Annotated in this window: 27 protein-coding genes and 1 tRNA gene; 16 read left to right on the forward strand and 12 right to left on the reverse strand. The window is 44.9% G+C overall.

Annotation, left to right across the window (positions count from 1 at the left end; genetic code table 11):
* Positions 1–384 precede the first annotated feature (384 nt).
* The gene (locus tag ACZ5ZS_RS01660) at positions 385–834 is read left to right on the forward strand and encodes a UPF0179 family protein (protein ID WP_188596166.1); all 450 of its coding nucleotides are present in this window, start codon (positions 385–387) and stop codon (positions 832–834) included.
* Between the two features lie 71 nt (positions 835–905).
* Here the strand turns inward: ACZ5ZS_RS01660 and ACZ5ZS_RS01665 are convergent, their stop codons facing one another.
* Positions 906–1,649, reverse strand: a complete 744-nt coding sequence (locus tag ACZ5ZS_RS01665) for a TrmB family transcriptional regulator (RefSeq protein ID WP_188596167.1) — start codon at positions 1,647–1,649, stop codon at positions 906–908.
* A gap of 59 nt (positions 1,650–1,708) precedes the next feature.
* Between ACZ5ZS_RS01665 and tes the strand changes: the two genes are divergently transcribed.
* From tes to ACZ5ZS_RS01680, 3 genes are all read left to right on the forward strand, one after another.
* Positions 1,709–3,421, forward strand: a complete 1,713-nt coding sequence (tes, locus tag ACZ5ZS_RS01670) for a tetraether lipid synthase Tes (protein WP_188596168.1) — start codon at positions 1,709–1,711, stop codon at positions 3,419–3,421.
* A gap of 121 nt (positions 3,422–3,542) precedes the next feature.
* A complete protein-coding gene (locus tag ACZ5ZS_RS01675) occupies positions 3,543–4,580 on the forward strand; it encodes a hypothetical protein (protein ID WP_188596169.1) in 1,038 nt (345 codons plus the stop codon).
* A gap of 5 nt (positions 4,581–4,585) precedes the next feature.
* Entirely contained in the window at positions 4,586–5,062 is a 477-nt protein-coding gene (locus tag ACZ5ZS_RS01680; RefSeq protein ID WP_188596170.1) for a PUA domain-containing protein, read from the forward strand.
* Here the strand turns inward: ACZ5ZS_RS01680 and ACZ5ZS_RS01685 are convergent.
* The 5 genes from ACZ5ZS_RS01685 to ACZ5ZS_RS01705 all read right to left on the reverse strand — a co-directional run bounded on the left by ACZ5ZS_RS01685 (position 5,007) and on the right by ACZ5ZS_RS01705 (position 10,222).
* Positions 5,007–6,599 (reverse strand): NAD(P)H-hydrate dehydratase, encoded by a 1,593-nt coding sequence (locus tag ACZ5ZS_RS01685; RefSeq protein ID WP_188596171.1) that lies wholly within the window; start codon positions 6,597–6,599, stop codon positions 5,007–5,009. The two genes, ACZ5ZS_RS01680 and ACZ5ZS_RS01685, sit on opposite strands and share 56 nt — an antisense overlap.
* A gap of 112 nt (positions 6,600–6,711) precedes the next feature.
* Positions 6,712–7,188: a DoxX family protein gene (locus ACZ5ZS_RS01690; protein WP_229657673.1), complete on the reverse strand. Its 477-nt coding sequence runs from the start codon at positions 7,186–7,188 to the stop codon at positions 6,712–6,714.
* A gap of 248 nt (positions 7,189–7,436) precedes the next feature.
* Positions 7,437–7,527 (reverse strand) — tRNA-Gly (locus tag ACZ5ZS_RS01695).
* A gap of 231 nt (positions 7,528–7,758) precedes the next feature.
* Entirely contained in the window at positions 7,759–9,099 is a 1,341-nt protein-coding gene (locus tag ACZ5ZS_RS01700) for a vWA domain-containing protein (RefSeq protein WP_188596172.1), read from the reverse strand.
* On the reverse strand, positions 9,089–10,222 hold the full coding sequence (locus ACZ5ZS_RS01705) for an AAA family ATPase (RefSeq protein WP_188596173.1): 1,134 nt from the start codon (positions 10,220–10,222) through the stop codon (positions 9,089–9,091). Before ACZ5ZS_RS01705 ends, ACZ5ZS_RS01700 begins: the two co-directional genes overlap by 11 nt.
* Positions 10,223–10,475: 253 nt before the next feature.
* On the opposite strand from ACZ5ZS_RS01705, the gene ACZ5ZS_RS01710 reads away from it, so the two are divergent.
* Together ACZ5ZS_RS01710 and ACZ5ZS_RS01715 are read left to right on the forward strand one after the other, a co-directional pair.
* A complete protein-coding gene (locus ACZ5ZS_RS01710; RefSeq protein WP_188596174.1) occupies positions 10,476–11,450 on the forward strand; it encodes an RIO1 family regulatory kinase/ATPase domain-containing protein in 975 nt (324 codons plus the stop codon).
* A 282-nt stretch (positions 11,451–11,732) separates the two neighbouring features.
* Positions 11,733–11,990, forward strand: coding sequence for a hypothetical protein (locus ACZ5ZS_RS01715; RefSeq protein WP_188596175.1), 258 nt, complete (start codon positions 11,733–11,735; stop codon positions 11,988–11,990).
* Positions 11,991–12,088: 98 nt separating this feature from the next.
* Here the strand turns inward: ACZ5ZS_RS01715 and ACZ5ZS_RS01720 are convergent, their stop codons facing one another.
* Positions 12,089–12,520: a hypothetical protein gene (locus ACZ5ZS_RS01720; RefSeq protein ID WP_188596176.1), complete on the reverse strand. Its 432-nt coding sequence runs from the start codon at positions 12,518–12,520 to the stop codon at positions 12,089–12,091.
* A 527-nt stretch (positions 12,521–13,047) separates the two neighbouring features.
* Between ACZ5ZS_RS01720 and ACZ5ZS_RS01725 the strand changes: the two genes are divergently transcribed.
* The 3 genes from ACZ5ZS_RS01725 (at position 13,048) to ACZ5ZS_RS01735 (ending at position 16,103) form a co-directional block, all read left to right on the forward strand.
* Complete coding sequence (locus ACZ5ZS_RS01725; RefSeq protein ID WP_188596177.1) at positions 13,048–14,058, forward strand: CoA transferase subunit A; 1,011 nt, start codon at positions 13,048–13,050, stop codon at positions 14,056–14,058.
* Positions 14,055–14,828 (forward strand): CoA-transferase subunit beta, encoded by a 774-nt coding sequence (locus ACZ5ZS_RS01730; RefSeq protein WP_188596178.1) that lies wholly within the window; start codon positions 14,055–14,057, stop codon positions 14,826–14,828. Before ACZ5ZS_RS01725 ends, ACZ5ZS_RS01730 begins: the two co-directional genes overlap by 4 nt.
* 225 nt (positions 14,829–15,053) lie before the next feature.
* Positions 15,054–16,103, forward strand: coding sequence for a sn-glycerol-1-phosphate dehydrogenase (locus ACZ5ZS_RS01735; RefSeq protein ID WP_188596179.1), 1,050 nt, complete (start codon positions 15,054–15,056; stop codon positions 16,101–16,103).
* A gap of 44 nt (positions 16,104–16,147) precedes the next feature.
* On the opposite strand, the gene ACZ5ZS_RS01740 is transcribed toward ACZ5ZS_RS01735, so the two are convergent.
* The 3 genes from ACZ5ZS_RS01740 to ACZ5ZS_RS01750 all read right to left on the reverse strand — a co-directional run bounded on the left by ACZ5ZS_RS01740 (position 16,148) and on the right by ACZ5ZS_RS01750 (position 18,285).
* Entirely contained in the window at positions 16,148–16,501 is a 354-nt protein-coding gene (locus tag ACZ5ZS_RS01740) for a hypothetical protein (protein ID WP_075058880.1), read from the reverse strand.
* 2 nt (positions 16,502–16,503) lie between these two features.
* The gene (locus ACZ5ZS_RS01745; RefSeq protein WP_188596180.1) at positions 16,504–17,598 is read right to left on the reverse strand and encodes an S-methyl-5-thioribose-1-phosphate isomerase; all 1,095 of its coding nucleotides are present in this window, start codon (positions 17,596–17,598) and stop codon (positions 16,504–16,506) included.
* Between the two features lie 72 nt (positions 17,599–17,670).
* Positions 17,671–18,285: a restriction endonuclease gene (locus tag ACZ5ZS_RS01750; protein ID WP_188596181.1), complete on the reverse strand. Its 615-nt coding sequence runs from the start codon at positions 18,283–18,285 to the stop codon at positions 17,671–17,673.
* 271 nt (positions 18,286–18,556) lie between these two features.
* On the opposite strand from ACZ5ZS_RS01750, the gene ACZ5ZS_RS01755 reads away from it, so the two are divergent.
* From ACZ5ZS_RS01755 to ACZ5ZS_RS01785, 7 genes are all read left to right on the forward strand, one after another.
* The gene (locus ACZ5ZS_RS01755; RefSeq protein ID WP_188596182.1) at positions 18,557–19,381 is read left to right on the forward strand and encodes an inositol monophosphatase family protein; all 825 of its coding nucleotides are present in this window, start codon (positions 18,557–18,559) and stop codon (positions 19,379–19,381) included.
* Between the two features lie 159 nt (positions 19,382–19,540).
* The gene (locus ACZ5ZS_RS01760) at positions 19,541–19,807 is read left to right on the forward strand and encodes a hypothetical protein (RefSeq protein WP_075058883.1); all 267 of its coding nucleotides are present in this window, start codon (positions 19,541–19,543) and stop codon (positions 19,805–19,807) included.
* A gap of 27 nt (positions 19,808–19,834) precedes the next feature.
* Positions 19,835–20,278 carry a hypothetical protein gene (locus tag ACZ5ZS_RS01765; RefSeq protein WP_188596183.1) on the forward strand — a complete coding sequence of 148 codons (444 nt, stop codon included), beginning with the start codon at positions 19,835–19,837 and terminating at the stop codon, positions 20,276–20,278.
* Between the two features lie 280 nt (positions 20,279–20,558).
* Positions 20,559–21,443, forward strand: coding sequence for an EF-Tu/IF-2/RF-3 family GTPase (locus tag ACZ5ZS_RS01770; RefSeq protein ID WP_188596184.1), 885 nt, complete (start codon positions 20,559–20,561; stop codon positions 21,441–21,443).
* A gap of 286 nt (positions 21,444–21,729) precedes the next feature.
* Entirely contained in the window at positions 21,730–22,719 is a 990-nt protein-coding gene (locus ACZ5ZS_RS01775; protein WP_188596185.1) for an ABC transporter substrate-binding protein, read from the forward strand.
* Positions 22,716–23,618 carry a FecCD family ABC transporter permease gene (locus tag ACZ5ZS_RS01780; RefSeq protein WP_464858432.1) on the forward strand — a complete coding sequence of 301 codons (903 nt, stop codon included), beginning with the start codon at positions 22,716–22,718 and terminating at the stop codon, positions 23,616–23,618. Before ACZ5ZS_RS01775 ends, ACZ5ZS_RS01780 begins: the two co-directional genes overlap by 4 nt.
* A 72-nt stretch (positions 23,619–23,690) precedes the next feature.
* A complete protein-coding gene (locus ACZ5ZS_RS01785; RefSeq protein ID WP_188596187.1) occupies positions 23,691–24,434 on the forward strand; it encodes an ABC transporter ATP-binding protein in 744 nt (247 codons plus the stop codon).
* A gap of 16 nt (positions 24,435–24,450) precedes the next feature.
* Here ACZ5ZS_RS01785 and ACZ5ZS_RS01790 read toward each other — a convergent pair whose 3' ends face one another.
* Positions 24,451–24,936: a hypothetical protein gene (locus ACZ5ZS_RS01790; RefSeq protein WP_188596188.1), complete on the reverse strand. Its 486-nt coding sequence runs from the start codon at positions 24,934–24,936 to the stop codon at positions 24,451–24,453.
* Between the two features lie 124 nt (positions 24,937–25,060).
* On the reverse strand, positions 25,061–25,831 hold the full coding sequence (locus ACZ5ZS_RS01795; RefSeq protein WP_188596189.1) for an enoyl-CoA hydratase/isomerase family protein: 771 nt from the start codon (positions 25,829–25,831) through the stop codon (positions 25,061–25,063).
* Positions 25,832–25,943: the final 112 nt, after the last annotated feature.

Raw genomic sequence — 25,943 nt, forward strand, 5'->3', positions numbered from 1 at the left:
GTTCGTCAATTCCTTGGGGGTGAGGGTCGGCTTTCCCCCGCAATGCCGATTGTAAGGATGAAGGCGAGCAACGCACACAAAGGGCAGTGACCCCCAACCCCCCTCCAGACCCCGGGAAACCCCAAAAGGCGAGGAGACTGTCAGCTAGAGCCTCTTAGTGGTTACTACAATAAGTAAATAATGAAGTCTTGATTTCATCTCTTAGGTTATTTTGTTTTCTATTGGCTAGGCGCTTCAGGGTGAGGATTAGTCCCTTTCGTTTAGGTCAGGATCTGTTCAGGGAGGATATTAAATACTGCTGCATACATGATCGGTAATCGCCATGAACTACGCCTCTGTCTAGCCTGGGTAGCTTTATAAGAAGTATACGTATAGTATACGTATATGGATTATGATAGGACAAGGATAACGTTAATAGGTAAAGAGCAGGCTATTGTGGGTAGCTCATTTAAGGTATTCGGCATACCTGATGAGTGTCATAGATGTAAATTGTATGATATATGCATGGGTAGATTGAGACCGGGCAGGACATATAGGATAATTGACACTAAGCCACTTAGCCTTCCCTCACCGTTCAAATGTTTATTGACTGGGGACAATATGGTGCCTGTGGCAGTAGTGGAGGATCCCATAATAGTTCCCCTGAAGCTGAGATACGTAGTGGAAGGCATGATAGTTACTTATGATTCATCCGCTTGCAATTGCCCTGACGTGAAATGCCCCGATTCATCGACGTTATCCCAGGGAACTAAGGTTAAGGTAATTGAAATTTTATCGACGCGGAATTGCAATGGATCTAAGATATTCATGGCAAAGGTACTCCCCATGGACTAGCTCGTTCTCGACAAGTTGATTTTGATTAATCTCTCATAGACTCCCCTCGGCGTATAGATGGGTATATTGGCTCACGTAATAGCTATGGGCATCGCATCTTTCCAAAGCGAATTGAAATATGTCTTAGCTATGTCCAGTAGATAATCTTGTATTGAGTAAAGGGTTAGATATGAGTTATCGTACCTGACTGCCAGAACCACGCCGTCTCCTATTATGCCTGCACCGAACATGTTTTTACGAGTTCTAGATACGATCCTTGGCGGTAATCTCTTTGCGCGGTCTATTAGGTCCTCCGTTACCAATAGCCTTACCTCGCTATCTCTGGATACACTATCTATCATTGCTATGGCTTCGTTATCCAGCAAATCGGCGTAGGGAATAGCGATATCTATGGATGGAGCATTCAGCGCCTTCCACATAAGCTGCTTCGTGCTCTCCAATCCCTTTACAATGAAGAAGACATCGCTTTGCGCCATTACCCTGCTTGGGTTGTTTGATTCATATATTAATTGAAGCGAGTCTATCAATGGCCGCGTGGATTCTATGTAATTATTCAATTTCTCAGTTATTGTTGAGAAAACCTCCCGGGGAGGTTTTGCCACGAACTTGAGCGGCCTTCCTTGCTCGGAGTACACAACCCCATCTCTGATTAAGCTAGAGAGGACGGTATATACCTTGGAGGATGGGATCCCAGCCAGCTTGGCGACTTCCTTTGCTGGCAAGGGACCATGCTCCACCAAAGCCATGTATGCCTTTAATTGATATGATGAATATCCTATCATCCTTGCCAGTCTCTTTAGCTCGTCGTAGCTCATACAACTGAGAGTATCAGTAGGGTATAAAGTTTTTAAGTGCATCGCTTATTATCGGTTTAATGACGGAAACAACAACCGTGGTTAAGGCGGCCGAGGAAACCACCACTAAGCTGGTGGACATATCTAGGTTCAAGATGCCGGAGAGCTATAAGAGGATACTCTTCAACGAGAAAATACAGGAGAACTGGAAGAAGCAATTCAAGTTGCCCCAAGGAGTTCGCGTAATAAAGACAAGCACATCTGTTTGCCCGGTATGCAACAGGCAATTACCAATGGTAGTCTATGAGGAGAACAACGCTATCTGGCTCCAAAAGACATGCCCTGAGCACGGAACCTTCACGGATATGTACTGGGGAGACGCCGAGATGTATTACTACTTCCTGCAGTGGGATAATCCTGATTATATAGGAAAGGGAGTTGCCAATCCCAACACGACCCTCGATTACTATGAGGAGGCAGGCGGTTGCCCCTTCGGATGTGGTCTTTGCCCGGTTCACAAGACTAACACCGCCTTGGCAATAATAGATGTGACCAATAGATGCAATATGAAATGCCCGGTGTGCTTTGCCAATGCCTTTGCGGCGGGCTACGTGTATGAGCCAAGCCTAGAGCAGATAGAGTACATGATGAGGACGTTGAGAAATGAGAAGCCATGGGCTCCAAATGCCTTACAATTGAGCGGCGGGGAGCCCACCATCAGAAACGACTTACCGGAGATAGTCAGCATGGCCAAGAAGCTGGGGTTCGATCATGTTGAGGTCAACACTAATGGGATAAGGGTTGCCAATGAGCCTGACTTCTACAAGAAACTACTGGATGCCGGTATATCTACCCTCTACTTGCAATTCGATACTATAAATCCAACCAATAAGGGCGTGTGGAGGCATAGGCTCTATGATCCAAAGGCCTATGCTGCGTTGAAGAACAAGGTGATAGAGAATGCGAGAAAGTTAAACCACCACTCCATAGTGCTGGTAGTGACCATGGCTAAGAACTACAATGAGAAGGACATAGGGGAGATACTGGACTTCGCCATAAAGAACAGGGATGTAGTTAGGTGGATAAATGTTCAACCCGTTTCCTTCTCGGGGAGAGCTAAGACCGATTATAGCAAGGAGGAGCTCAGGAACTTCAGGATAACGATTCCCGATGTAATAATAGAGGTGGAGAAGCAGACTGGAGGAAAGATAAGCAGATGGGATTGGCGCCCCGTTAATTGGCCGGTGGCGTTGGGCAAGATGATGGAGGCGCTCACGGGAAAGCCGAAGCCCTTGTTCACCAACAATCCCGTGTGCGGTGCCTCCACATTCATATACTATGATGAGGATAAGGACGATATAGTGCCGATCACTAAACTGGTCGACGTTGATGCGTTCGAGAAGGATATATGGGATATATACAATACTGCAGCTAAGGGCGGCGTCTGGACTCAGGTAGGTAAGGTTAAGACGCTGAAGTTGCTCAGACATGTTAAGCACAAGGCAGTTAAGGACTTGCTACAAGATGTATTGATATCGAAGAGCTACGAGTCCTTGGGCAAGTTCATGATGAATGTGGTTGGACTTGGCATAATGCACTTCATGGACACCATGAACTTCGACGTACAGAGGATACAGAGATGCGATATCCACTACGCGGAGCCCGATGGCAGGATAGTGCCGTTCTGCACGCTGAATAACTTCCACAGGGAGAAGATAGAGCACTCGTTCAAGGTAGACTCCAAGGAATGGTTAAAGCTGCATCCAGGCAAGTTCCTCAGCGGCTTCGCGTAATTCACATTTTCACTCTCTTCTCTCTTGTAAAATAAATTTCTCTTGTCTTTCTCTATCTTAGGTAGTAATTCATCATTATGGCAAAGGCAAGTTTATAATTGGACTTACCTGGAGTAGGTAGATGCTGGTCAAGGTTAGATCAAGGTTTGCAAATGATGTGGAGAAAGAACTGGATCTATCTCCTATTACCTTAATCACGGGATTTCCGGGAATCGGTAAATCATTGGTTTTGAAGACAATATATGGGCTTCTATCCGGGGTAGGCAGTGATTTGGGATTGATCTTGATGCCAAATGGAAGTGTGGAATTAACGTTTAATACATCTCAATGGAGGCTTGACAGGATAAACGATAGATTGTCGGCGGCTAATTTGCCGACCATCGATGGTTTGATCACCATATCGGCATCGCGGCGTGGAAATGATGTGGAGCAAGCCGTTAAAACGGATAAGGGAACCCTATTGGTGGCGAGGAGGGGTAATGAGGGCAGCTCCATAAAGGTACCCCTGGACGTCGAGGTGAAGGATGGGGGATTATTTCTATCCATTGATGGATTATCATTAAGGGGCAGCAATGCGGTTCAGTTGATAGATGAATTTGCATCCCTCTATGAGACTGTCATAGATGCCGTTAAATTCCTCGCCGATCAAGTGGGAAAATTAAGGGTTTATTACTTGGGTCCATATTTTGATTTTCCTGCAGTTTCCAGAGTAAGCGGAGAGAAGTGGGTGGGTAGCCATGGCGAGCATACCGCGGAAGTTCTGGCGAGGCTAAGCATGGATCCTAAAATGGATGGTAAAATGCGGTTCTTAAGAAAGGCATTGGATCAATTGGGATATAGGAGGCTACGCGCGGGTTTGATGGGAGATGGGATTGGGATAACATATGTCGATAAGAATGGCAATGAAGTAATGGGTGGGGAGCTACCTTGTAGTCTGAAGAATATATTGACGATTTCAGCTCAATTAATGGCAAGCGAGTCGGGCAGCATAATTCTTGTGGATAACATGGATTATTGCTTGGACGAGAAGTCAAGCTCAATCTTGGCATCCCTACTGAAGGAATTGGGAGCAGGTAAGCAAGTCATAGGGGAAGTCCACACGCAGCTTCTTTCTAATCTGGTGGACAGCAACTACGTTACCATACACGCAGTTGGGTGAATTTAATGAAGACGCGGGATCCCTACTTAATACGCAGGGCCCTATCAATAATAGGCTACGAGTATGGCCATAAAGTCGTGGAGAGATTGTCCGGGGGCGACTTGATGGTGGAATACAACGTGGCCCTTAACAGGATCAGGCAATTGTATTATAATGGAGAGCTGGCCTTCACAATAAGGGCAAGCGATGGTTACTTGTTGCCAACTATTCTGGGCGCTGAGTTCATAGATTCCCACGCCATTGTGAAGAGCGATGCAGTTCCCTTCATAATGAAGGGAAGAAACGTGCCTAAATCGATGGTAATCAAGATAGTGAATGCCAGGGCAGGTATGGATATAGCCGTGCGAGATGAAACAGGGAGCTTAGTGGCGGTGGGCCGCCTGCTTATTTCGCCAGATGAATTGAAGGGAATCGGCCGGGGGTTCATCATAAGGATCCGGCAGCATCGAGGAAACCGTGAACTTGTGGATGCAGGGAATTAACAGCGATCCTCCTTATATCGTAGAACATACTCAATACCTTGGGAAGCCTCTCCACAACATCCAGGGGAGTAATGTGAAAGCCCTTATCTATAACCGCTAAATCGCCTGCCAGTCCCGTTATGAATGCCGCCAGCGAGGCGGCCTCCATTAGGTCCCCTACCTTAAATGCTAAGTATGCAGTCACCCCAGTTAATACATCCCCTGTTCCTCCTATGGACATTCCTGGATTGCCGGTCTTATTTAGCCTCAACCTAGAACCATCAGTTATTATATCCGTATTGCCTTTTAATAATACTATGGTGCCAGGAGCTTTTTCGGCAACGATCCTCTTGGCTACCTCTCCCCTCTCCAGAGGGTCCGTTGGGACTTCGATGCCGAAGAGGCTCTTGAATTCACCTGCATGGGGAGTAACCACGGCCCCCTTCAATAGGTCCAGCCTACCGGCATTTCCCACGGCCTTTATTGCATCCGCATCTATCACTACCTTCTTGCCCAGCCTCATCGCGTTCTCCAACAGCCTTAGAACGGCTGTTTGGGTTTCGGCCGATAGCCCTAAACCAGGCCCTATGGCTATTACGTGGAATTTCTCCATCTCGTTCGTTAATGACTCCACGTGGGAATTATCCAGGGAATCCCCCTCCATTGGAATCGCTATTATGCTGGGATTATTGCTCCGTATATCGTGCGCTACATCGCGTGGGGTATATACGTTCACCAAATCCGCTCCCATGGTTAATGCCGATAATGCAGTGAACATCACGGCGCCCGTATAATACTTGGACCCCCCTATCACCATTATTTTACCATTGTCTCCCTTCTTGGAATTAGCGTCCCTCCCATAGTTGAGCACCAGCATGTCGCCAGCGCCCACCAGCAGCTCGGCATCCTTGGGGATTCCTATATCAGCCACAATTAATTCCCCCACAAAGCTCTTGGCATCATCTAAGAGCAGGCCGCGTTTTGCCTTATGCATTGTAACGGTCACTGCCGCCTTAACCGCTTTATCCCATACCTTGCCTGAATCCGAGTCCAGGCCGCTTGGAACATCAACCGCTATTTTCGGCGCGGGAGACATATTCATTAAATCGATTGCAGTTGCATGCGGTTGCCTCAATCTACCCTTGACCCCAATTCCCAAAACAGCATCTATTATCACGTGAGGCCACCTCAATATCAAGTCTTGATTCATCAATAGAGAATACTCGTCACGCGCCTCTACTATCTTGCACCTCAATAGGTTATTACATAACCTTACATTCGTCGCCGCCGGTTCCTCAGAGACATCGCTGACCCTGCCCAGCAATATTATGATAACATTTCTACCGCTATTCAGCAAATACCTAGCGGCCACTATACCATCGCCTCCATTATTGCCTAACCCCGCTACCACAGTTATATTGTTGGCAGTGGGATACCTGCTTAACGTGGCATCGGCGACGGCCTTTCCCGCGTTCTCCATCAATATTCTATCGCTTATGCCTAAATATTCGGCATTTTTATCAAGGATTCTCATTTCGAGCGTGGATATTCCATCCATGCCATTACAGTTTAGCAAGAAAATATAACGTTTTTCTGCATTTAATTCTGACCTCTTCTAAGTCAGATGAAAATGAAATAAATAATCTAAAATATCCATCCCTGCTATTTGATCATGCCATGTGCAATATCAATGCATCTATCGAATATGGTCCGGCGCCCGTTAACAATAGCAGCAGTGCTCCTATGAAGAACAAGAAATCTAGATCCCATCCTGGGCTCATGCCTGTTGGGAAGGGCTTCTTCATCTTGGTAGAGCTGACGATGACAAGCGCTATGAAGTATATAGTGAGTACAGCTGCGGTGAAACCAGTTAATAATCCAAGCATTATCAGTATAGATCCGAAGAACTCTATTATTGCGGCTAAGTCAAAGAGAGCTGGCGCTATTCCCATTTGTCTCATTCCGTCTCTTAGTTGTTTTCTCATGCGTGATCCAGGCATCTTAGGTATGCCATGAGGTAGCAGCGCTATTCCATATAGTACTCTGAACAATAATAGGCCTACGCCGGCCGCGCTGGGTCCCCTGGTTGGCGTTACTATTGTTTGTAGTAGTGCATATATTGCGTACATCATGTAATTGATTGCCATAATGAAGCATTAAATTATTTGTTTAAAAATTTTGATCCAGCTTCCCAGAAATTGGAGGATAATTCCATACCATGCTTATTGTCGATACTCAACGCGGTTGCCTAGCTTAATTTCATAATTGTTAAGATAAATATTTAAATTATGATGTCCCCAATTTACCGGCAATAACGAAAGCCTAATTCCTCACGATAAGGCAGGCCCCTGAAGGTATTAATCTATTAGAAATATTTAATCCAACATAGCACTGATGCGGCCGGTGGGATTTGAACCCACGATCTACGGCGATCCCCCTCAATGGATGGGGGGCCGTCGTCCTGATCCAGACTAGACTACGGCCGCCTATAGCCCTTCTTTGCGCAGCGGTTTTAAATTTTTCTTAAGGGCATTATCCTGATAATGGGCATTAATTACACAGCTAAATTAAAGGAGATATCCAAAATTAAATGGAAGAAAAGTGTTTTCACGTGGCGAGTCACTCCGTCGTTGGGCGGTTTCCCGTTTCCATCCTTGTCTGCTTCTTAAATAATATTAAGGCATCTGGGCTTTAAACTATTGATTTAGAGTCGCCGCTCAAATTGACTTCAATATCCTCATCAATGACTTAGATGTCAAGCTATTTATCTTTATGGTATTCTTTGATGAGTCCAACATTGATTGTTCATTCCCTATTAGAACTATTTTGAAGTTGCTGAATACTGCATGCACGTGATCTATGGGCTCCATGCTTAATTCATCATCTTCCCCATCTGTTATCAATACTAATTTATAATCGCGTAGCTGTGGATTATGGCGTGCATCCTCGATCGCCATATTGATGGCTGCCGTTATGTTGGTTCCCCCCAATGGAATTAAGGAGAGAAGCGTTCGTATTATCTCTTTCTTGTCATTTATGGCTGGATATACTTGTTGGTCGAAGAACCTCACCTGGACATCGCTTCCCTTCATTACCAACACTGTGGCCAAGGCAGTGGCCCAAGTTATCTTGCTGATGCTTCCGAATTCGAATAGATTATTCATCACGGTATAGAACATACTTCCGCTTTTGTCTATTAATAAGTATACCTTGGGCTTCTTCGTGAGCTTCCTTTCATTTACGAATAGATTATTCGTGCCCAGCTTATATGCGTATAGCGGCTTGGATACTTGTATCAATGCCCGTTCGGATGGTGTCATATCCTTGAGCTCCGAGACCCTGGATATTTTCTTTATTCCAGACGAGATTCCCTTATATACTACGTCCTCCTCCTTAAGAAGATCCATTTTATACTTAACATCCGATATTAGTCTAACCAGCGAGTCCAGCATGTTTATTAACCTGCTTCTATATGGATCTATATCGGTGCTCAACAATATATCGGCCACCTCATGGCCTATGGAGCTGCCCATCACCGATTTAACCTTCTTTACGGTATCGTTTATGCGCTTCATATTGCCGAGATAAAAGGAAAGGAGGGAGCGTATTTCGCGCTCTATCATTGCCTTATTTTCCTTGGAGCTGGACGATCTGTTCGTCGAATCATTGACCATTTGCTTGAATCCCTCGCTTCTCTCCATTTTGCTCAATAAATTGCTATATATCCTCAGCATTTTGACTGCCATTAATTTGGAGAGATGGCCATTTAGTTTGGTTACCTTGGTTGCCTCGCTATATTGATCGCTGCGTATGTAGGTGTTGAGTAAATGATACCACAAAATATCTTTTTCATCCTTTAAATCCTTCAATTGACCGAGCATTGGGCTTCTGTAGTGGACGTAGAATGAATCTATTAAGGTATATTGGGGTATTTTCTCCATTCCAGGAACCATGCGTCTTTTTCCCTCCATGAATACCTCGCGTAGTCTATACCGGGCCAGCTCATCATCATAATCCACATTCAACAATAATCCGCGTTTGCGGCGTTCATCGCTCATTCTCTATCATCTCCTCCAACCTCTCTATGTTATTCATCATCTCTTCTATTTCATATTTATATAAGCTGAAGAGGCTTTTATCCCACTTGGCCTTGATCGAATTTATGGCGTCCCTCGCATCTATCAATCTTATCCTCGCATCATCCACTATGTTGTTGCTCAGCAATGCCTTGGCCTCGCTTATTAGGTCATTTATCTTCAATAATTCCTCCGGCATATGGGTCATCGAGAACGCCTCGTATTCGCTTAATTGATCCTTGTTTTGAATCAAATACTTTGCTATCCTTATGGCAGCTACCTTGAGCATCATCGGCGTCACCTCCTCCGGCTTGAATCCTTGAATCATAAGTAATGAGTATGCATAGAGTGGTATTTTGATCCTGGTCCTATTGCTAATGGGTATATGCTCCACGTAATCCGCTATAACTGGAGAGAGTACCTTAGATATATCCTTTGTATTGTTTAAGATGAAATTAGTCTGCATTTGGTTCAGGATTTTTATATCATCCATGGACGCCATTGGCCTCAGCTCGTCCAGTTCCCGCCTCAGGTTCCAACCCTTCACCAGCAGGTTCTCGGTGTCCTCAGGCAACACATATTCTGTGAAAGTCCTCATGGGAAATCTATCGAATAATGCCTGCAGCTCCTCTTCATCGGGTACCCTATTGCTGCTGCCAAATACGGCCCAGGTCTTGACGGGGATTATCTTGTCTCCATCGTACACTACCCTCTCATTTAACAAAGAAAGCAAGGTATTCAGTATCGCGCTGGATGCATTGAATATTTCATCCAGCAGCGCCAGCTCGCTCTCCACTATGGAATTTGCATATATGCGCTCCACCTTTCCTTCAAGTAACTTCGCTATATCTATGGGCCCTAATATTTCTTCCAAGTCGGTGAATTTGGTTAATTGCCTGTAAAACCACTTAATATTGGTTAACTTAGACAGGGTATAAACTAACGTGGTCTTAGCGGTGCCTGGGGGGCCGACCAGTAGGAAGTTTTCCCTGGAAATCATGGATATCAATATGCCGGCCACCTCATCGGAATATTTATAGAACATATCGTTAAGCTTCTCATTGATGTTCTTCATCCGGTTTATTGAATCGTTGATGTTTTGCATTACGCATATAATGCTGCTCAACCTAAATATAAGGTTTTTTTCATAGATCACGTCCCAAAACATATATGATTAACCATTATGCTATGTTAGGTTCTTCATCCTACAATGGGTAAACGGTGGATCATTGAAGGAAATCATCTCGCGCTTCTTCATCTTCATGCACGTCCAATACGTCCATGTAGCTGGTTTTGAACTTGGTTTCATTCTCTTTTCCGGCAAGGATTTAAATGGGCGCTTTATTATTGTGTAATCAGTGAGCATAAAGGATATAGCCGCTGCGTATGAAATGATAGAGAAGAGAGATATACGGACTTTGATGGTAATGGAGATCTTGCATAAGCATTATGAATATGTCCCCATCGATAAACTGGTCCGATGGTTAGGTTGGGATGAGGGTTCAGTTCGCGAATCACTCAAGCGATTAAATAAATTCTCATTGGTATCTCGCGAAGGGGGAGTAGGCTATAGGCTGACGTATGGAGGATACGATATGCTTGCGATTCATGCGTTGGCCAAGAAAGGGATAATAGAGTCGCTATCACCGTCACCAATTGGGACAGGAAAGGAGTCTGATGTATATGCTGCTAGGACTGTTACGGGCAAAGACGTGGTGGTGAAGCTTCATAGATTAGGACGGACCAGCTTCAGGAATGTGAGGCGATACAGATTATGGGTGGGCAAACATCGTCACATATCTTGGCTTTATGAGTCCAGAATATCGGCTCACATGGAGTATATAGCATTAAGGGGAGTCTACAAGGCTGGGGCCAATGTGCCAAAACCCATATCTGTCAATAGGCATGCGGTGGTGATGAGCTACATAGACGGATATAGGCTGGTTGATGCTCAAGTAGATGATCCTGTTGAGACGTGGAAGAGCATTATGGAATCCGTGGGAGTAGCCTTCGATGCGGGATACATACATGGGGATCTAAGCGAGTTCAACATAATGATCTCCGAGAAGCCCTTCTTGATAGATTGGCCTCAATGGGTTCCAACCACATTAATTAATAGCATTGAATATTTTGTAAGGGACATGAATTCCCTGTCTCTGTTCTTTGCAAAGCGATTTGATTATAGGCCAGACATTGATGATATAATCCATGAATATGAGAATAGGCTAAAGAATAGAACATTAAGGAACCCAGATGATGTATATAGCGAAATACTGGATGAATTGATCCATATAATGGATGAGGAAACTGAAATATCGGAGAAAAAAGTCTAATATTTGTTGTCATGTAATCTTTTAATTTATGGGAATGGTACTAAAATCATGTAGGTCTAATTCCAGAAGGGAGGGCTCCTTATAGCGAGGCCTTTATTATTAAACTGTAATCACGCGGGGCTTAAATTATAGGGCTGGTCCGATTCAAGTAATATTAATAATGTCGTGACCGGGGTCTCATTATGGTTGGAAGTGTGATGGTCGCCCTACTGGCTAGGACATATCGCAGGCAGCATCTCAGTCATGGATCCCTCACAACAAGCTCTAATGGTTGGTGATTGAATGCAAGGTCAGCCCGATGAAATAGTGGTAATAACTGAGGAGTGGGACATCAATTTCAGGGAATTATCGATTGCTTGCAATGCCTTGGGATCTAAGTGCAAGATGTTGTCGCTGGACTCGCCTGAGGCGCTGGACCTATTATTGAGGTATGGAGCCAAGGACTCCATGGTCAAGATACCACTTATATTATGTAGAAGCGGGACCTCCATAACCAAGATAACCGTTAAGGAATTCTTGGACTTAACCAAGTATAAATGATTAGGCTGATAATCAGGACTTCTTCGAGCTAATTCAATGAGTAATTTAGGAATTTAGCATGTGAAGGCCTATGGATTCCATCAATGTATAGAAGCGCCTTACTTGAGCGGTTTTAGGAATAGGACTTTGCCGTATTTATTTAGCTCATCTTTTATTAGAGGAAGGGGAAAATCATTCTCGCTCTTGAACCCTGCTATTCTGGCATCTTCCTCCGTCAATCTGATATAGCCTTGATCAAACCTTATTGTTGCCTCCTTAGATCCAAATACCACCTTGAACTTAACCTTGTTATTGTATAATATGCTGGCCAGATCCTTAACCGTTTTTACCTGCTTGGGAGTGGGTTTTCCCCTAGGTCTTCTCTTCTTCAGCTCGCCCAGCTCCTTCTCGTTCAGCTCGCCCTTTATTATGCCCTTGACCTTAGTAACCCGGGCGGCCCCATCTTGATCATAACCGATAACCTCTATATTATTTACAGCATCCAATCTACCCAGCAGCTCCTCCAGGTAAATCCTATCCTCGGCGCTCATTTAGTTAATATTTGCTAGTTAACGATTTATAAATATTGATAAACTAAAGCCGCGGTTCCATACAGCGATTACCCCCTCGCGAATTAGCATCTTACGGTGAGGATTCCATCTCTCGGAGTAGTTTCAATCCATCTTAGGAGGAGGGATTATGGTGGGCTTGCTCTGTCCTAGGGAACATGGCTCAACGCTTATAATAGAGACGAGGCATTGTTTTAGCCTTCACCATAAAAAACCTCCTGTAGGGGATTATTCGTTCCCTGCCGCGGATGAGGATACGTTAGGATTAATGCTAATATGGCGGTGCTTCTCGGCTGAATCATCCTTTTTAATCGGCATGAAGGGCCCAGCAATGCGTGTTAGCATGTCAAATGTGGTCTTCCATAAGATATCGTTAATGCTCTGTTGCCTCCACGATAAATCGATGCGAGTCGGAAGGCATGGCCCTCCTTAATTCGCGGCTTCATGCGTAACTCCATATGCTAGATTTGACAATAAAAAATATATAGGGATATATTTGAGCATTACCCATGGACATGGTAAAGGGAGAGGGCAGCACAGTCTGTTGGAGCGATCCCGATGATATGCGGGAATGGTTTGCAGCCAAGGATAAGGGACTCAAGGATAAGGTAATGGACCTAAAGGATGCTGTTAAGACATTCATAAAGCCGGGGAATTCATTGATGTTTGGAGGCTTCGGTTATGTTAGGACCCCCGTTGCATTCGCTCATGAGATGATCAGACAAGGAGTCACCGGCCTCAAGTTATTGATGGTGCCGGATAATTACATATATGGACTGTTATTGCTGGCCGGCGTATCCAATGAGGTGGAATTGGCGTTCACGGCATCGTTGGAGGTGCGGGGATTACTGAGGGGGATAAGACGGCTATTCGAGACAGGCAAGGTTCGCGTTCTCTCTGAGTGGTCCTTGGGAAGCTTTCAATGGAGGTTAAGGGCTGCTGCTATGGGTATTCCATGGACCCCAATTAGATCATTGCTTGGAAGCGATACGTTCCGTAAGAGCGCGGCCATGCAAATGGTGGATCCCATGACTAATAAGCCCATCACCATGGTTCCTGCTTGCTGGCCAGACGTGGCAGTCGTACACGTGCATAAGGCAGATAAATACGGAAATTCCCAGATAATAGGTCCATTGATGGCCGACTTCAACTTGGTTAGAGCAGCAAAGAACTTAATCATAGTTGCGGAGGAATTGGTATCACCGGAACATATAAGAGAAGAGCCGTGGCTAACCACTATACCGCACTTCCTAGTGGATGCCGTGGTGGTTCAACCATATGGAGCGCATCCCACTTTGATGCCGACGAAGTATTATTGGGACGAGGACCACCTCTTCGAATTCCTTAAGGTCACGGAAACGGAGGAGGGGGCTAGGGCCTATATCAAGAAATATATACTGGATACCACGGATTACTGGAATTACTTGGAAACTAAGGTAGGCATAAAGAAAATAAAGGAACTAGAGGATATAGAGGAGGGATTTATGGAGCCTCAATATCCATGGGTGAATAGAAAATGAACTTCACCAGAACCGAACTAATGGCTATTGCGGCGGCTAGGATGATAGCTAAGTCCCAAGCCAAAACTATATTCGTGGGAACAGGCCTACCGTTGTTGGCGGCCACCTTGGCGGCTAGGCTTTACATGCACGATATAACGCTTATATACGAATCGGGCGGCATATCGCACGCTCCCAAATACTTGCCTATATCTGTCGCCGATACTAGGACATATAAGGGTGGATTTATGACCACGACAATGGATTATGTTATGTCGCTGGCGGCAACTGGCCGCGTGGATTTAGGTCTACTTGGAGGTGCGCAGATAGATCAGTACGGGAACCTAAACACGACGGTTATAGGCACTTGGGAGAAACCCACGGTTAGGTTGCCGGGAAGCGGGGGTGCAAATGAGGTCGGCTCCCTCTCCAATAAGGTCATGATAATAATGCGGCAGGATAAGCGAAAATTCGTGCCTAAGGTGGACTTCATTACGACTCCTGGCTGGCTGAGCGGGGGCGATTCCAGGAACGAGGTTGGCCTGCCGCGCTTATCTGGTCCATGGATGGTCATTACTCAGTTGGGATTATATGACTTCAATGGGAGGAACAAGAGGATGAGGCTTATAGCAATGATGCCGGGCGTTACGTTGGAGGACATACAGGCAAATAGTGGTTTCGAGATAGAGGTTTCGGATAAAGTGGGAACCGTATGCGATCCAACGGAGGAGGAGGTGAAGATATTAAGGGACATCGATAAGTACAAGATATTAACAGGAAAGGAAGACTAAAATGGCGGGTCGCCTTTTGAGGCCCTCCAGACTTAGTTTGCCCTTTATGAATAATTACTTGTCAAAGTAAAGCGAGTAATGCCGTTCCACGATATTCTCCACTAGGGCTCACGCTATCTATAAGATGCCGTATCTCCATGCTTGCCTCCAGTTCCTTGTCCTTGCTTAATGAATAGTAACCCTTAAGACCCAGGATTTTTCCCTCCTCGTAAGTTGGAGGTAAGAATGAAGGAATTGGAAGAATTGGAGATACCTAGGTATACATTATTTGGGCCGGGCGCGATAGAGAGGTTGAATAAAATATTGGATATGCTCAAGTTAGGCAATAATGCATTGCTGCTGACGGGCATCACCCATAGCAAGAAGGTAGTTGATAGGTCAAGGAACGATGCGGTAATAGAGGAACTAGATGATGTAAATGCACAATTGATAGAGGAATTAGTCAAGAAGCATAGAAATGTGGATGCCGTGATAAGCATAGGCGGTGGCAGGATAGTGGATGCTGGGAAGGCCGTGGCATTCATCTTGGACAAGCCATTCATATCGGTTCCCACGGTTGCTAGCCATGATGGAATAGCATCCCCATACGTATCTTACACTCTTCAGCTTGAGTTGATGAAAATGGGCTTTCCCAAGGTTCGAAAAACCCCTCTAGCGATAATAGCCGATACATCAATAATAACGGAGGCACCGCGGCGGTACTTAATTGCGGGGATCGGCGAGTTAATAGGCAAATTGATAGCAGTTAAGGATTGGGAGTTGGGTGCTAAGATAAAGGGAGAGGAATACAGCGAGTACGCGGCCACGCTTGCGTTGTCCAGTTATCAGATAATAATGAGAAATAGGCAAAATCTGAGGCGACATGATGAGGTGGCCACCAGAATTGTGGTTAAGGCATTGATAGGGTGTGGCGTTGCCATGGCGATAGCGGGCAGTTCGCGTCCATGCAGCGGTTCCGAGCACTTGTTCAGCCATGCATTGGATTTGCTGTCCAAGGAGCGGAGATTGCATGGTGCACTTCACGGAGAGCAGGTGGCGCTGGGCAGCATAGTGATGGCATACCTACATGGCCTTAATTGGAGGAGAATAAAGAGAGTTATGCAAGAATTGGGGATACCTGTCAAGCTGGCCGATATAGGGATCGATAAGGAGACTGCATTACAAGCATTAACCATGGCCCACACCATAAGGCCAGATAGATATACTATACTGGGAACAGATGGAATTACTAGGAAGGCGGCGGAGGCTGCCTTGGAAGCCACGGAATTAGTTTAATTCCTATTATTAATCGGGTCCTCAAGCCAGCAAATAGGCAGGCCTTACCGCCGCATTTGGGTTGGCGAGGAGCGGTTATGGAATCGCTTAGTTAATGAGCCTAGAAAACTAGTAGCCTCATCCGGCTTATCCTTGGACATTCTCCATATATCCAAGGACTCATCCACTACGTACATTATTGACTTGGATTTAGAAGTCTTGGCTTTTCTCTCTATTTTTATCACCCTCTCGCCGGCCAGCTTGCTGAGCAGCCTAGCTGCCTTCAATATATTCTTGTGCCGTTCATCGAGGCCCGCTACCCTGACGAGCACGGTTGCCTTCAAGGTTAACTTGCGTCCCTTGCTCCTCCTTATCAACTCCACTATAGCCTTGGTTATCTTGTCCTCCATGTCCTCCATGGCTACTCACCTATCATCCTTGGTATATTTCTAGCAAAGGGGGGGTATATTATTCCTTTCTCTGTAATTATGCCCGTGACGTATTTGGGCGGTGTTGGATCGAACACCGGGTTATAAACGGGCACACCCTCCACGGTTATGGGCACACCTCGTATTTTCCTGACCTCGTCCGGATCCCTCTCCTCTATTATCACCTCATCTACTTTGCTTTTCATGTCGAACGTAGATGATGGAGCCAATGCATAGAATGGTATGCCGAATTCATGGGCTATGATGGCCTCCTTCATGGTTCCTATCTTATTAAACACGTGGCCATCCCTCAGTATCCTATCCGCTCCAACCATCACGCTATTCACCATGCCCTTATACATCACCAATCCCACCGCTGTATCCGTTATGAGGGTAGTCTGTATTCCCTCCACCATTAATTCGTAGACGGTTAATCGGGCGCCTTGTAGCCATGGACGAGTTTCAGGGGCTATCATGGATACCTCGATGCCCAAAGCGTGTGCTATCTTGATGGGGGCGGTGGCGGTTCCGAGTCCAGTGCCGGTGGCTAGGCCGCCTGCATTGCATTGAGTTAGGATCGTATCTCCTTCGTTTATTTTCTCCAGTCCATATAACCCCATTGCTATTTCAGCATTATATTCCTCGTCGAATATAGCCTCGGCCTCCTTTATCAGGAGTTCCCTCAATTGCGCGGGTGTTTTGGCGTCTCCATTGTTGGATAGATCCATTGCTTTTTTCACCATTCTGTTAGTGGCCCATGCTAGGTTAACTGCAGTGGGCCTAGCTGCATCTAGGACTACCTTGGCCTTCCTCAGCGCCTCCAATGCGTCGTTTAAGGTGGATAAGGATCCATTGAAAAGAGCTAGGACCATACCGTACGCCGCCGTTATTCCTATAGCGGGCGCGCCCCTGACCTTCATTGTACGTATTGCATCTGCCGTGGCCTCGGGGGTGGTCAGCGTAACGTATGTGGTTTCAAAGGGTAGCTTGGATTGATCTAGCAATATCAGATGGCCATTATGGTTCCACTCTATGGGTTTTACCTTGGGCTTATATAAATGTCTTATATCCTCTATAGATGGCTTCATGAATGCACCGACTCTTTATTTCTCAGCTATTTTTAAGGTTTCTCCACAATTGTGGGCATCATTGACGAATAATTATTTGCCTCCAGCCGATATAAATAATTTATATATTAATGCCAATAAGCGTAACTTTCTAAGTGATGCATCCTTCACATTAAATGCTTGTCTAATAGATGCCATTAATTTATTACAATCATCTGTTTGTAGTTTATGACATATGCAGTCCACATCGCTGCACTCCACCAATGCATTTATTATATCTGGATGAATGTTACCCTGCATTGCCACCTTCACGGGTTCCATTAACTCCATTGTAAATTGATACAATGAATCCATTATGGCTAGTCTCAACTCATCAATTCCCATCACAACGGATTCGGCCAGGTTAATCACCTTCACTCCCAACTCGCTTGCCAATTGAGATGCAGAATCGTTTGAAAAGCCTCTTGCGACTATCATGGGCTTTACCCCCAACACGACGGAATTCACATATGCTTGCCTCACACCGCTCACATCTATTTTCCCTGCCTTAACTTCTACTGCATATTTAGTACCCGCGGCGTCGGAAACCAATAGATCGACCTCCCCCACCTCCACGCCGCCTGACTCGATCTTAACCCTGCTTCCTAAAATCGAATATCCCAGGTCGACCAGGAGCGATGCAACGTAATCCTCAAATCTTTCTCCCATGGATCAATGTATCCACGAGGAACGGTTTAAGCTTTATCGTGCTGGTAATCGAGACGGCGGCTTCTTCGCTTATAGCTCCTTTACGTGGAGGCAATGCTCGAAAAACCTACATTTTAAAGCACAATAGCTGGACTCAGTGCATTGGGGCCATGAATGTTGACTGGAGGCAGGTAAGGAAGCTTGTTTGGCCATCAATTTCATTCGTTTTATGCATTACGTGGCGGCTACAAAATGCTAAATGTTTTTAAAATGCCAAAGGGGCGATATTTTAGTGAGCATAAATATCAAGTCAATCCTAGAGGACGTGGGAAAAGGCGCCGCATCCCTAATCATGAGTAAATCCACAGATCCATCTTATAAGACCATTATAAAGGAAAAGAAAAATGACGTTACCAGGAGAATAGATTGGGAAGTTGAGGATTACTTGATAGATAGCTTGAGAAAACATGATGTGCCGGCCGTTATATTGACTGAGGAACGGGATTTAGTTAAGATAAGTAGCGATCCATCATATTTATTTGTTGTTGATCCATTGGATGGATCGCTCAACTTCGTGATGGATATACCCTTTTATTCGGTCTCCATAGGGGTGGCAAAGTACTCCGGCGATCCCAGGATGTCGGATTTAATTGCTGGAATAATAATAGATGTGCAGCGCGATGCCTATTATTATGCAGAGAAGGGAAAGGGCATATTCGTTAAGGGCAATACCGTCAAACCGCTCGGCGAGGCGTTGGATAAGCCCATAGCATCGATCTATATGGAGCCATCCATTAGCATGGATATGTTCTCCAAGATAAAGAAAATATACGAGTTATTGGGCACGTTTAAGGTAAGGACCCTGGGCTCCTCCAGCCTAGAGGCAACGCTCGCGTCATTCGGCAGGTTCCTTTTATTCATGGATATACGAAACAAGCTGAGGATATTCGATATAGCCGCTGCCTACGTGATAGCCAAGGAATTGGGCGCGTACATTATTAATCCATTGAATGGTTCGTTGGATGATCTGGGCATTTTAAAACAACCCCACATAAATATATTGGTGACGCAAAGCAAGAAAGTGATGGATACAGTAATCGCTGCATTTAAAGAGTGACGGAAGATTAGTTATTTTTCATTTATGGAGCCCACGAATACGTGCACGTTGATTTATATAAATCGGTCAAAGTAATTTAACCGTTGCTCGGAATAGTGTGTCTGTTGATCTAGAATTATTGCGAATTACCCTTTAAAATTCAGTGGATCATTGATTTTCATGGTCAATTCAATAGATCATAGCTGCCCGAACTGTGGAGGTCCCTTATCGTTGAACATAAAAAACAACTTGATATTAATAGGCTGTCCTAATTGTAAGGTGGTGGTCTTCACGTCAAAGGTGGTCGTGATGAAGGAGGCCCAGGATAGATATGGCTCCAATAGCTTCGACGCCATCATGGCAATACTCTACGATAAATACATACATGGACTTAGAAGGGTTTTGAGCAGAAGGGAAGCCGCGGGCGAAATCATTAAGAGCAAGTAAATCTAACTCGCAGAGGCTGATCTAGGCGTGGGCGATAAGGATGGGGATACTAGGTTGAAGGAATTCTTGGTGATTCTATCGCGAAGGATAGGATATAGATTATCGAGATTGATAGATATAGCGGAGTATGCAGGTGAAGCGGAGGTGATCGAGGTGAAGGAAGGTGATGGAAAGATATATGGGATACGGCTCAGGTTTAAATCGGAGACAAGAGATGATGTGTTCCATTACGCCTTGGTGGGAAGATATGGAGCTAAATGCACGTGCGAGGCCAATACTTTGGGGAATGAGCTGTGCAAGCACATAGTGGCTGGGTTAATAATAATGGAAGCCATAAGCCTGGGCAAATACGGCAAGGATATCGACATAGATGAGATGAAATGGCTGGAGAGCCATGGAGATGCTCAGAGACGCGGAGTTCAGAACCCTGGTACTTCATCAAATATCAGTGATGGCGGTCCTCCACACTAGTCCCCACTCAAAGACGCCCAGCATTCTCGTGGGGCTGTATCGGGGATGCCCAGCAAGCACGGTTAATTTGGCTTAAATGGGAGGAGTATTTTAACTTTGACTTGATAATTCAATTATTATCGCGCCTTGACTCCAGCATTAGATTGATTCATGAACGGGGTGGTTCAAAGCCTTGTCGTTTTAGCGAGGAGTAGCGTGCGACTAATTCCTACGCTAAGGCTGCTTGCCAAGCGCCGCCAGGCATAGCATCGCTTATTAATCGGGTGGAGAAGTAGGGCAGATGCATGTAAATGTTGTTACCATAGGGGATTACAGCATTAATGCGGAGTTAGCCAAGAAATCATCATCGACTGATATAACGATATATCACAGGAGAATAGATGATGATGTTATAACCCTAATAGAGCCCACCAAGTACCCGGAAAAATTCCAGCCCTTAATCAAGGCAATCGCCTATGCTGACGCAGCTATAGTTAATCCAGTCCGCATAGATTCTTCGCTTGCCGAGGCATTGATAACGTTAGACTTAATGGGAATGAAAAATATAATCGTGGTATCCAATCATGAATCCATAAAACAAATAGCCGGTGATCTGGGCCGCAATTATAAATACATGGATATATATGATGCATTAAGCGAATTAAGGCAAATAGATCCTACTCGATTGAGTGATTCCACGTTAGTTGTGGTGGATCAAGCATTCAACGTGAAGAGCGTTGGCACCGTAGTGCTTGGTTTCGTTAAGGGGGGCAAGGTCAGAGTACACGATAGATTGAAATTAATGCCGCGCAATATAGACGTAGAGGTCAGATCAATTCAGATCCAGGATGTAAATTACGACGAAGCGGATTTGGGGGTTCGGGTGGGATTGGCATTGAAGGGAGTGGATGTTGATGATATAGAGGAGGGAGATGTATTATGTAGTGACTGTCATGCATCCAATTCGATTAGCGGTCCATTCATCGCCAATAAATATTTCAAGGAGGCTCAAGGACAGATGCATGCAGCTATAGGATCTAAAATACGCCCCATAAAGACTATGAAACTGGAGGGTCAGAGTTCATTTGTGGAGCTGGACTCACCAATCACTGTAATCGGAAATAGAGCTGCCATAATGAAACTGGATGCTAAGCTTCCCAGAATAGCGGGAGCTATAATTTTGTGAATGACTCCAAGGGAAGCCTCCCTTAATTAATTAAGTTGAAGATGAGATTCAAGTTTTAAGAATTGAAACGATTTGATTTTAAATTAATAAACGTTTATGTTATGGGTCCCAAAGGTTTATTGTCTCGCTTATAGGGTACATAGGCTTTCAGGGAAATGACCTAATCGAGTTGGAAAGCTTTTTGATTTTCATTCTTATGATTGTAGGGTGGATTAGATATGATTGTATATTTGTGTTTTTGTTGCTACCAAGTAAAATTTAAAAATAGGATAATTATCCTATTTTTATGAAGAAGAACGAGTTATTGATCATCGTGGTGGGAGTAATAGTGTTAGTCATGATAATAATAGGGGTATATGCGGTTTGGTTCTCCAATGCATCTCAACGGAATCCAACCATCCATGAAAGGATAGCGTCGCTTGATCCCACTTGTACTCAATTGCTTTATTCATTAGGATTGGGCAAGGATGTAGTCGCGATGGATGAATACTCAGTTCAATTATTGAATTATTTCAATGAAACTCCCGGAAATAATGTAACTATTTTACAATCCATATGGCCATTCCCATCGCTTGAATCCATACTGAACTCCACTCCAACCGCTATTTGCTATGATTATGGTTGGTACGGTCCCCAGCTATCCAAGCTAGCGGGCTATAACTGGACCATTGTTATAATTAATGGGACTTCCGATTCCAATATGAGCCAGATAGATAACGATATACTCAAGGCAGGCGAGGAATTAGGGTCATACTCCAATGCCCGTGAGGTGGTAAACGGGATAAATGCTATCTTGGCTAGCATAAATTCCACCACGGCATCTCTTTCTAGGCCGACGGTTATATATCTAGATGGGGTTAATCCCATTTACTCAGCGTCATTCAACACATTCATAGGATATGAAATAAAGGCAGCTAATGGCATAGATGTTGTGAACACCACATATCCTTGGCCTCAACTTTCGGTGTCTCAATTCTTGTTATATAATGCGGATTATATAATTGCCTCAGATTTCATGGGGAATTGTTCAGCCACCCTTCAAGCAATACTGAGCTTGCCAGGCGTAAACTCCATTAAGGCAGTACGTGAGAACCATGTCTTCATAATAGGCAATTTGGGCCAGAGCTTGGTGGAGGAGCCAGGCCCACTTTCGGTGTACGGCGTTAAGTTGATCGCGTATATAATACACCCTCAAGCATTTGGGGTGAATCCGCCTCATTGCATAAATGCGACGTGGATAATGAATTATATAAGGCCTGAGATGAGCATTGGATGAAGGCTTTAGCGGCATCGCTGGCTATAGCGGTACTGCTCAGCATTCCGTTAAATATATTGGTGGGCACCGTCAAGATACCCATCGGAGATATATTAATGCCCAGCGGCATCTATAAAGTAATAATATTCGACATACGATTGCCGGAGGCATTGATAGGAGTCATAGTTGGATTTATATTGGGGGCTACAGGCGCTGCATTTCAAAGCGTGTTCAGAAATCCATTGGTGGATCCATTCACCATAGGCAATGCGGGCGCCGCCGTGTTGGGGGCTCTTCTAGCGTATTTGATGATATTGATGCATCTATTGAGTTCATCCTTTTCATTAATAGCGATGCCCCTCTTTGCATTTATCTTCGCATTGGCGACAAGCTTGGCAGTATCTTACATAGGATCACATGGGGGCTCCCTGGGATTGATATTGGTTGGGGTAATGTTTACGCTGCTCACATCGTCATTAATAATAATAGTGGAAATATTAATATCTGAATTAAATCCATCCGCAATAGTACAGCCGCTTTATGTCCTGTACGGTGACTTAAATGGGGTCACTTGGAGTACCGTATTTATAATAACTATCGCATCAATAATCCCTTTGTTGGCATTGATTAGCTATGGAAGGAGATTGGACTTGATGTTGTTGGGCGACGATGTGGTTCATGCAAGCGGATTAGATCCCAATAGGACTAGGTTCATTATATTAACATTGGCATCCATACCCGTGGCAACCGCCATGGCATTCACCGGAATAATAGGATTCGTTGGATTGGTGGCTCCATATGTTGCCCGGTACGTGGAGGGTCGGGGATCCCACGCTGCAGTACTTCCGATGTCGGGAATAGTTGTGCGCTTATGCTGTCTCTCTCCAATGCTGCATCGAGGTCCATTTCCAACTATGTAATACCAATAACGGCAGTGACGGGCATAGTGGGAATTCCATTGATAGTATTGATGCTATATAAGGGTGCATATAATGTCGCAAGGATATAAGGTGGAATTCAAGGAAGTTACAGTTGGATATAAGGGGCATCCGGTGGTGGAAAACATAACCTTCACCACCCCCGGGCCAGGTCTTACGACTATATTGGGTCCGAATGGCGTTGGCAAGTCAACCTTATTGAAGGCATTAATAGGATCCTTACGTCCATGGAGTGGCACAATAACTATAAATGGAATAAACCTAGGCATGGAAAAAGACAGATCGCTTTACTTATCGTATGCCCCGCCCGAGCCTCCCAACATGTTTAATATGAGGGTAGTGGAGGTGGTGATGTCCGCCAAGAAAGGAAAGAAATGGGTCTCGGAACAAGATGCTATCGAATCGCTCAGGTTCGTTGGCGCCGCGGAGCTCGCCATGAAGTATTTCGAGCAATTAAGCACTGGCCAGAAGCGGTTGGTATTGCTAGCCAGGGCGTTGGCGGTTCATTCACCCATAATAGTTATGGATGAGCCCACCGCCAATTTAGACCTAGGTAATCAAGTGAGAATACGCAGCATAATAAGGAAAGTGGCGGGCTTCTCCACGGTTATAGTAGCATCCCATGACGTGGAGCTAGCGATGGATAGCGATTTGGTGGTCGCAGTGAAAAACGGCAGAGTATTGATGAGGGGCCCGCCCTCAGAGCTCGCCCCTAAGGTTATAGCGGAGCTTTACGACATAGATGAAAGCGAACTGAGGTTTATGGCCGCCATATTTATGAAGTATAATCAAAAATAAGCTTACCAACGAGCCTTTAATGAGATCCCCCACCACGCGTTAACTCATCATATGAATCCATTATTTCCTTTATTATGGATGCAATCGCCAATGAATCGTCATATTGATTGCTGGTCTTTATCAGGTAGGCCTTATCCTCATTCATTTCGTGAGTGAAGGCAAAGGTATTCCTGCCTTTATTTATTATGCGTAGCCGCACCTCTTCGGGCGGCTTGTATAGATCCACGGTGATATAAGTCGTTAGGCCCTCATGATCGGTCGGAATTAGGTTGCTCACATCAATTAAGGCTATTATGCTTCTATTGGCTAGGTAATACATAATCAAGGTCTTGGGGGTCTCTCTCTTGATTATTATCATCGCAGTAGCCCTAACGCTTTTGCCGGGCGTATCGTAGACATATACGTCTATTATCTTAAGGTCAACCTTATAATCATTATATGCATCCATAACTGCGCGCACGAATCGAGTGGATCCATCATCGCTCGGCCTCCGAGCAATCATTTGAGAGGCGCGCAGCGATACGCGTAAAAATGCTATGCATGTATTTACTTCTGGCCTCCTCCCGCCCTGAAGGGCGGGGCCTTGCCATGATTTTTTGTAATGGCCGGGATCAAATGTTAGGTCCTCATTGCCTATTTTTATTTTGATCTCTTTTTCTCTCCTCAATGAATTTCCGCATTCTAGCCTTAGCTGTCTCTCCAATTGCCATTATGGCGAGTTCCTTTATTGCCCTCTCTAAGTCTTCGTATCGTCTCTCATTCAAGTATCGTTTCATGGTGGTTATGGATTCTGGATCCATCTTGCGTATCTCATCCACTATTGCTTGCACGGTTCTCATTAATTCCTCTGGGGGAACCACGTAATCCACAAGCCCCATCTTGGCCGCATCATCCGCGCTCAATTCTCTTCCTGTTATTGCTAGGTGAATTATGGACTTACCTATCGCGGAGTATCCTATGCTTATCGCTATGGGTGGTATGAGTCCTATTCTGCCTTCCGGTATGGAAAACTTGGCATTGCTTGAGGCTATAACTACATCGGCCCCCAACAATAGCTCGCAGCCCCCACCATAGGCCAAACCATTGACGACCGCTATTATGGGTTTCCTGGAGTTTAGCATTGCCTTGATTGCCTTGGACAGGTTAGCGAAGAATCTATTGCTATCCATTTTATTGGATAGGGCCAGCATTGAATTTATATCGTCTCCCGCCGAAAACGCCCGTCCAGTCCCAGTTATCGCTATTGCAATGGAATCGTCGCGTTGCGATTCCTCTATGTAATCGTTGAGGAGAATCCATGATTCTTCATCAATGGCATTCAACTTATCAGGCCTATTGAATATTATCCACGATAGATCTCCCTCATGCCTATATAATACTTTTTTATTTACATTCATGTATAATATGAATAAAATAATTAATTTTTATGCATTATTCCATTAGAAATATCAATAATATTTCTATTATTTTATTCAATTGTCCACATTCAATTATATTAGTTAGAGTAGA

The organism is Thermocladium modestius (assembly GCF_055398215.1).